Origin of the sequence: Nocardioides sp. (assembly GCF_035697785.1) — a bacterium.
Taxonomy (GTDB): Bacteria; Actinomycetota; Actinomycetes; order Propionibacteriales; family Nocardioidaceae; genus Nocardioides_B.
Map to the genome: position 1 here is coordinate 92,240 of NZ_DASSCL010000099.1, position 6,768 is coordinate 99,007.

General features: G+C 69.8%; 5 protein-coding genes and 1 tRNA gene. 3 read left to right on the plus strand and 3 right to left on the minus strand.

Annotation, left to right across the window (positions count from 1 at the left end; translation table 11 throughout):
- Position 1: 1 nt before the first annotated feature.
- On the minus strand, positions 2-1,285 hold the full coding sequence (locus VFH10_RS09990; RefSeq protein WP_325128044.1) for a sensor histidine kinase: 1,284 nt from the start codon (positions 1,283-1,285) through the stop codon (positions 2-4).
- A 187-nt stretch (positions 1,286-1,472) separates the two neighbouring features.
- Here VFH10_RS09990 and VFH10_RS09995 point away from each other — a divergent pair, with 187 nt between their 5' ends.
- The 3 genes from VFH10_RS09995 (at position 1,473) to VFH10_RS10005 (ending at position 5,118) form a co-directional block, all read left to right on the plus strand.
- Positions 1,473-1,622 carry a hypothetical protein gene (locus VFH10_RS09995; protein WP_325128046.1) on the plus strand — a complete coding sequence of 50 codons (150 nt, stop codon included), beginning with the start codon at positions 1,473-1,475 and terminating at the stop codon, positions 1,620-1,622.
- A gap of 190 nt (positions 1,623-1,812) precedes the next feature.
- Positions 1,813-2,568 carry an ABC transporter ATP-binding protein gene (locus VFH10_RS10000; protein WP_325128048.1) on the plus strand — a complete coding sequence of 252 codons (756 nt, stop codon included), beginning with the start codon at positions 1,813-1,815 and terminating at the stop codon, positions 2,566-2,568.
- 27 nt (positions 2,569-2,595) lie between these two features.
- Positions 2,596-5,118 carry an ABC transporter permease gene (locus VFH10_RS10005; protein WP_325128050.1) on the plus strand — a complete coding sequence of 841 codons (2,523 nt, stop codon included), beginning with the start codon at positions 2,596-2,598 and terminating at the stop codon, positions 5,116-5,118.
- A gap of 303 nt (positions 5,119-5,421) precedes the next feature.
- On the opposite strand, the gene VFH10_RS10010 is transcribed toward VFH10_RS10005, so the two are convergent.
- Together VFH10_RS10010 and VFH10_RS10015 are read right to left on the minus strand one after the other, a co-directional pair.
- Positions 5,422-5,494: transfer RNA gene (locus VFH10_RS10010), tRNA-Lys, on the minus strand.
- A gap of 357 nt (positions 5,495-5,851) precedes the next feature.
- The gene (locus VFH10_RS10015) at positions 5,852-6,691 is read right to left on the minus strand and encodes a hypothetical protein (protein WP_325128052.1); all 840 of its coding nucleotides are present in this window, start codon (positions 6,689-6,691) and stop codon (positions 5,852-5,854) included.
- Positions 6,692-6,768: the final 77 nt, after the last annotated feature.

The window sequence follows — 6,768 nt, forward strand, 5'->3', positions numbered from 1 at the left end:
CTCAGGCCACCTCGACGACCCGAGCGGGTAGCACCGCCTCGACCCGGGTGCCGCGGCCCTGCCCGGATGTCGTCGTCAGGGTTCCACCGACCGACTCCACGCGGTCTCGGAGGTTCGCCAGGCCGGCGCCTGCGGGCACCGTCGACGGGTCGAAACCGTGACCGTCGTCCTCGACCGTGAGTACGACCGACTCCGAACCGTCGCTCAGCGACACCCGCACCGACGTCGCGCCCGAGTGCTTGGCCGCGTTCTGCAGCGCCTCCAGGCAGGCGAAGTAGGCCGCCGCCTCGATGCGGGCGTCGTAGCGCCCGATGTCCGCCACCACCGTGACCGGCACCGGGCTGGTCGCGGCCGCCGCGCGGACGGCCGAGGTGAGGCCTGCGTCGGCCAACAGCGGGGGGTAGATGCCGCGCGACAGCTGGACCAGCGTGTCGATCGCGTCGGCGGTGGCCTGCTGCTGGGCCGCCAGCAGCTCGGCGGAGCGGTCGGGGGAACGGCCGGCGAGCGTCTGCGCGAGCCGCAGGTTCACCGCCAGTGCCACCAGGTGCTGCTGGGCACCGTCGTGGATGTCCCGCTCGAGGACGCGGCGCCGCTCGTCCTGGAGGTCGACCAGGCGCTGCCGGGAGGCCCGCAGCTCCTCCGCGCGGGCGGACAGCTCCTGCACCCTGCGCTGCAGCTGGACCCGGAGGGCGGCGCTGCGGAGCACGAGGCCGGCCTGGTCCGCCAGGCCCGCGAACAGCCGCTCCTCCACGGTCGTGAGCGGTGCCTGCTCCTGGACCACGAGGACACCCAGCGGCTCACCGGCGTACCGCACGGGCAGGGAGCGCCGGCCGGCCGCCTCCACGGGGAGGGGGTCCGCACCGGGCGGCCAGGTGGCCGCGAGCGTCGGGAGGTCCTGTACGGTCAGCCACACCTCGGCCGCCCGGGCACCCGTGCCCTCCGCCAGCACCCGCGCCATCCGGGCGGGCACCTCCTCGACCGGGTAGCTGCCGATCACGGTCGAGGTGAACCGCTCCAGCACGTCGTACGGCGGAGCGGCGTCGCCGTACACGCCACGGGTGGCGGTCCGCTCCAGCGTGCTCTGCACCCGGTCGAACGCCACTGCCACGATCACCGTCGCCACCACCGAGAGCACGAGGTCCGGCGACGAGGTCCGTCCGACGAGGGCACCTCCGCCGAGCACCACGACGACGTACACCAGGACGACGAAGAGCGTCAGCCCACCGAGGACGAGCGCGGACACGGCGACCTCGCGCCGGGTGCGCCGCCTCGTCAGCCAGGTCATGCAGTCGAGTCTGCTCGCAACCGGCCCCCGGCGGGAGGGGCTGGCCCGCACGCGGGGGTGGGGTTAGCCGCACGGGCAGCACCCGGGACCGGACGGTCTGCGCCCATCGGCGTGCGCCCAGCCCGATCGGCACCGAGCCGAGAACGGCGTGTGCTGGAGCCATCCCAAAGAAGCGAGAGGGAAGGCCATGAGCCACATCGTCGAAGAAGAGAGCGGCACCTATGCCCCGCGGGACCAGCACGCCCACAACGGCTACTACGCCGGCGACTTCACCGCCGTCCCGTTCCAGCAGCCCGACCTCCGCGTCCTACTCACCTTGATGGAGACCACAGCATGACCCCCACCAACGTCCTCGAGATCGCCTCGCGTCACCCGAGCCGGCTTGCTGCCGACCTGGTGCCCCATCACCGGCCCATGGTCACGACCGGGTCCGCGGTACCGCGGTCCCCGCGACGACGACGACGCCCGCGACTTCTCGGGTTCCACCTTCCCGCCCAGCCCGCACAGGCCTGACCAAAGGACAAGACATGACCACCATGACCAGCACCCGAGTCCGGACCGACACCGCGGCCCGGGCCGAAGGCGTCACGAAGCTCTACGGCGCCGGGGACGCCGCCGTCGCAGCCCTCGACGACGCCAGCGTCGACCTGTACGCCGGGCAGTTCACCGCCATCATGGGCCCCTCCGGCTCCGGCAAGTCGACGCTGCTCCACATGCTGGCCGGGCTCGACCGGCCGACCGCCGGCGAGGTCTATGTCGCGGACACCGAGATCACCCGGCTCGGTGACAAGGCGCTCACCACGTTGCGCCGCGACCGGATCGGGTTCATCTTCCAGTCCTTCAACCTGCTCCCGACCCTGACAGCGGCCGAGAACATCGTGCTGCCGATGCGGATCGCGGGCCGCAAGCCGGACGCCCACTGGGTGGCCGAGGTCGCGGAGACGGTCGGCCTGACCGGACGGCTCGGGCACCGGCCGGCGCAGCTGTCCGGTGGCCAGCAGCAGCGCGTGGCCGCAGCGAGGGCCCTGGCGTCCAAACCCGACATCGTCTTCGCCGACGAGCCGACCGGCGCCCTGGACCGACGCTCGGGCACCGAGCTGCTCGGACTGCTCCGCGGCGCCGTCGACGACCTCGGCCAGACCGTCGTGATGGTCACCCACGACCCCACCGCGGCCTGCTACGCAGACCGGGTCGTCTTCCTCGCCGACGGCCGCATCGTCGACGAGCTCTACGCACCGTCCGCCGAGGCCGTCCTAGACCACATGAAGCAGATGGAGGCCTGACCCATGTTGACCGCCACCTTTCGAAGCATGCTCGCGCACAAGGTGCGCGTCGTGCTCACGACAGCGTCGATCGCACTCGGCGTCGCGCTGCTCTCAGGGACGCTGATCCTCACCAACACCATGGGGATCGCGTTCGACATGCTGTTCGGCAAGATCAGCGCGGGCACCGACGTGGTGGTTCGCACCGAGGCGCCGTACACCGCGACCGAGGGCGTCGGCACGAACCGCGGCCCCGTCGCCGAGTCGGTCCTCGACAAGGTACGGGGCGTGGAGGGCGTCCGAGCCGCCGAGGGCTCGGTGAGCGGCTATGCCCTGCTCACCGGCGCCGATGGCCGGGCCATCACGACCGTCGGCGGCGCTCCGACGAACGGCTACAGCATGCCGGCGGACGCCGAGCTGCGCGGCGACGTGCAACTGCTCTCCGGCCGGGCCCCCCGCGGACCAGGCGAGGTCGCCGTCGACGCCAGCAGCGCCGAGAAGGGCGACCTCAAGCTCGGGTCCACCATCGACGTGCTCTTCCTCGGGCCGACACGAGAGTTCACGGTCGTCGGCACCGTGGGCTACGGCGACGGGATCAAGGATCTCGGTGGTACGTCGTCGGCCTACTTCGACACCGCGACCGCGCAGAAGGTGCTCGGCACCCCCGGGATGTTCGACGCCATCGACGTGAGCGCCCGGCCGGGAGTGTCCCAGGCGGAGCTTGCCGAGAGGGTCTCCACCGTGATCCCGGACGGAACCGAGGCACTCACCGGCGCTGCCGTCTCCAAGGAGAATGCGACGGCCACAAAGGAGAACTTCAAGATGGTCGGCGTGATCCTGAGCACCTTCGCGGGTGTCGCGCTCTTCGTCGGCGCGTTCATCATCTGGAACACCTTCACGATGACCGTCACCCAGCGCTCGCGCGAGATCGCCCTGCTGCGCGCCATCGGCGCACGGCGACGCCAGGTGCTGGGCAGCCTGCTGGTGGAGGCATTCGTGCTCGGCACGGTCGCATCGGCGATCGGCCTCGGCCTCGGGGTCGCCGTGGCCAAGGGGCTGAAGGCGCTGATGGACGCGGTGGGCCTGGCCCTCCCGTTCACGTCCCTGCAGGTGCCCTCCAGCGCGATCTGGGCGTCCGTGATCGTGGGCACCGGCGTCACGGTCGTCTCCGCGCTGGTCCCGGCTCGCCGTGCCACCAAGGTGCTGCCGGTCGAGGCGCTGCGCGAGGCCACGCCGGGCGCGGAGCGACCGTCGACGCGCCGGGCCCTCGTGGGGATGCTCGTCCTCGGGGCGGGCGCCGCCGGGATGCTGTCCGCCCTGTATGGCGACACCGGGCTGCGCGTGTTCGGCGTCGGCCTGCTGGGCGCCATGCTCGGTGTGATCATCGCGCTGCCGGTCGCGGTCCGTCCGATCGCGTCGTTCGTCGGCACTCCGCTGCGGCTGCGCGGCCTGCCCGGCGAGCTCGCGAAGGACAACGCCATGCGCAGCCCGCGTCGTACCTCCGCCACGGCGGCCGCACTGATGATCGGTCTCACGTTGGTCGTCAGCCTGGGCGTCTTCGCCTCGTCCCTCAAGACGTCGTTCAGCGACGTGCTGTCGGAGCAGACCAACGCCGACCTGTTCGTCACCTCGTCGAGCGCGTCGGCCCCGGGCTTCAGCCCGACGGCCATCGAGGACGTCGCCCGGGTCGACGGTATCGACGAGGTGTCCGCGAACGGGTACGGCCAGGCCCGCTACGACGGCGCCGGTACCAGCTACTCGTCGGTCGACCCGACCAACGCCGAGGAGGTCCTGAACCTCGAGGTGTCGGAGGGCTCCGTGGCCGACCTCGGCAAGGACGGTGTCGTGGTGGCCGAGTCGGCGGCGAAGGAGCACGGCTGGGTGCTCGGTGACACCGTCTCCCTGGAGTTCGCCGAGAGCGGCAAGCACGACCTGCGAGTGGTGGGCCTGTACGCCGGAAAGGGTTGGATCAGCGACGATTTCATCCTCAGCCTCGACCAGCAGCAGGCGTTCACCGGTCAGCAGCTGGTGGCCGCGGGGCTGGTGACGCTGGCCCCCGGTGCGGACAAGGGTCACGTCGAGGACGCGATCACGGCCGCCCTGGCCGACCACCCGGACGCCCGGGTGCTGGACCAGGAGGGTTATGAGAGGGTCGCGAGCGGCTTCATCGACCAGCTGCTGATGTTCATGACCGTGATGCTGGCTCTCGCCGTGCTCATCGCCCTGCTAGGCATCGTCAACACCCTGGCCCTGTCGGTCTTCGAGCGCACGCGTGAGCTTGGGTTGCTACGTGCGGTCGGCATGACCCGTAACCAGGTCCGGGCGATGGTCCGCTGGGAGTCGGCTGTGATCTCGCTGATCGGTGCCCTGACAGGGGCGGCGCTCGGCGTCGGCATCGGCCTGGCCATGTCGCAGATGCTCAAGGACTACGGCATCGAGTCGATCTCCATCCCCGTCGGACAGATCGCCGTGTACGTCGCTGTGGCAGCGCTCGCCGGCATCCTGGCCGCCCTCGGTCCGGCCCGGGCCGCGGCGAGGGTCGACGTCCTCAGGGCGGTGGTGACCGACTGACGCTGCGCCGCACGAGGGGCCCCCGGGACTGCCCGGGGGCCCCGTTCGTGCGCCTTTGGCCTCATGACTTGTCGGACCGGGGCATGGAGCCCAGGGGCTTGCTCGCCGAGGACGTGACAGCAGCCACTGTCGATTTCAGCACCGCCAACACGGTCTGGTACCGCTGCTCGGCAGGATCAACTCCCGCATCCGGGGAGTGTCAAGAATCAACCGAAGTACCTGTCAAGCATCAGCCGAAACACTGTCCACCATCAACCGAAGCCGAAACGACAAGCATCAGCCGACTCATTACAAGCGACTTCGTGGGCCCCGTGGGACTCGAACCCACAACCCGCGGATTAAAAGTCCGCTGCTCTGCCAATTGCGCTAGAGGCCCGGGAGGCGGAGTTCAGTCCGGAGAAATCCTCCGGACAACTCCCTCATGATTCGCGATAAGGGTACGCATCGCTCGCCCAGTATGACGGAGTCCGGGGGGTGTGCCGCGAACAAGGTTGGCAACCCGCACGGCTACCACGAAGGGACGATCCGCGTCGCCCGGAACTCGAATCCATCCTGCCCAGGACTTTCCCACTGAAGACCGACCTGCTGTCCCGCATCGAGCGTCTTGTAGCCCGTCCATGTCGATAACGCTGTAGTGCGCCCAGCAGCCACCGGGCGTCTCCGCCGAGTCCAGGACGCCCCAACCCTCACCTGCGTCCCAGCTTCGAACGGTCGCGTTGGTCATCTCGGCAGGTTAGCGGCTGCCAACAGTCCCGGCCTCGACGGCGGATAACTGGAACAGGGGTCGGTACAGCGCGACCGTCAGGCCGAGAAAGAGCAGCGCGAAGCCGGCGAACCCGAGGGCGAGAGGGGCGGACGCGTCCGGATCACTGTTCGCCAGCATGACCAGGGCCATGCTCGTGACCGACACCGCCAGGCAGCTGTAGGCGGTGAGGACGATGACCGCGGCGCGTCGTGCCCACGGTCGTCCGCGCAGGAGTCCGAGCCCGGTCACGACGGCCACAGGAACCACGATGCCTAGATCCATCAGCTTGACCAGCCAGAACGGAGTCGGGCTCGAGGCGTACTCCGTCAACGCACTCGGATCGGTCCAGGCGGTGACGATCGGCATCATGTGCTGCCCGAAGACGAGAAACACGGCGAGCGCGAGCAACGTGTACGCCGCAGCGCGTTCCACCCGTCTCGAGACAGGTGGCAGCACGCTCGTGCTTCGCCACCCCAGGACGAAGGCCGCCTCTGCGAGCACGAACACCACGAGCAGCAGCGGGAAGAACCTCTCCACATTTCCCGCGATCCGCAGGTACTCCTGACCGATCACCAACTGCGCGTAGGTGTACACCGCGAACGCGCCGATCCCACTCGCCAACAGAGGAGCGGCTGCGTGTCCGCGACGAGCGAGCAAGGCAGTCACCAGGGCCAACGGTGCGATCACGAACAGGGTTGCGGCGTCACTGCCCAGCAGCTGGTTGAGCGTCGTTGGTGAGGTGCGGTACTCCATCAGTCCCAGGGCCAGCGGGCCGGCCAACGAGGTGATCGCCATGCCGAATGCCAAGAGGACCATGACCGGTGCCATCGGGGTCATTCGAAGTGCCTCCTTCCTGCACTCCAAAGCGTCTCGCCCTCCGCGGCCGGTGTGGCGGTCCGTTGGTC